The 1,190-nt window shown below is 34.8% G+C and carries 1 protein-coding gene; it reads left to right on the top strand.

What is annotated here, in order from left to right; translation table 11 throughout:
* Positions 1–70 precede the first annotated feature (70 nt).
* Positions 71–1,149 (top strand): IS3 family transposase gene (locus tag GQO80_RS15700; protein WP_157209305.1). Its coding sequence is split into 2 segments (ribosomal slippage): positions 71–332 and positions 332–1,149, totalling 1,080 coding nucleotides; the frame shifts between segments, so codons are not numbered across the junction.
* The last annotated feature ends 41 nt before the right edge of the window (positions 1,150–1,190 follow it).

Below are 1,190 nucleotides of genomic sequence, written 5' to 3'. Positions count from 1 at the left end.
AAAAATAGAATTCGACAAGCGACGCAGGAGCGCGTTCAGTAAGAATTATTAAATTTAAATCCGAAAACTTATGAAGACAACCCATTTTACAGAAAACCAGATTGTTGCTATGTTAAAACAACATGAGCAAGGTATTAAAGTTGCAGATATCGCTAGAGCAAATGGTATATCCGACAAAACCTTTTACCGATGGAAAAGCAAATATGGCGCTATGGATGCCACAGAGCTAAAACGCATAAAAGAATTAGAAGCTGAGAATTCAAAACTCAAAAGGATGTATGCCGATTTAGCACTTACCAATCAAGCCTTAAAAGATGTGATTGAAAAAAAGCTTTAACGCTTTGCGAGAAAAAGGAACTAGTCACTTATATAATCAGCAATTATCCTATAAGTGAACGTAAAGCGTGCAAAATAATCACAGTTCCCAGGAGTAGTTTTAGCTATAAAGCTGTCCCTAAGCAAGATGATGTATATATAAAACAACTTGAGGAGTTGGTGCAAAAACATGTGGCCATTGGTTTTTGGCAAAGTTATCATCGCATACGAAGGTCAGGAACTCTGGTTAATCACAAAAAATTATACCGCATCTATACATCCATGAGATTAAATATAAGAAGACGTTTTAAGAAAAGACTACCAGCAAGGGTTAAGCAGCAATTATTCCAACCAACACAAATGAATGAGGTTTGGAGTATTGATTTTATGAGCGATGCCTTGTGGGATGGCAGAAGAATCCGATTATTAAATATTATAGACGATTATAATAGAGAAGTTTTGATGATTGAAACAGATACCTCATTACCAACACCAAGAGTCATCAGATGCTTAGCCCAAATAGGTGAACGCAGAGGATTGCCAAAAATGATAAGAGTGGATAATGGCCCCGAATTCATTAGTGCCAAACTCGATATGTGGTGTAAAGAAAATAAAATTCAACTTATATTTATCCAACCAGGGGAGCCAACGCAAAATGCTTTTATTGAACGATTAAACGGAACCTTTAGAAGAGATATACTCAATGCTTATGTCTTTAAATCTATCCAAGAAGTTAAAGATTTAAGCAAAGAATGGATACACGATTACAATTATAATAGACCACACAAATCACTTAAAAATAAAACACCAATTCAATACCGATTAAATGAATAAAATTCTATTTTTGAATGGATCGAATTTTGGGGAAGCTTACA

Source organism: Mariniflexile maritimum (genome assembly GCF_009746565.1).
GTDB lineage: Bacteria > Bacteroidota > Bacteroidia > Flavobacteriales > Flavobacteriaceae > Mariniflexile > Mariniflexile maritimum.
This window is presented reverse-complemented; position numbering and strand designations above follow the sequence as displayed.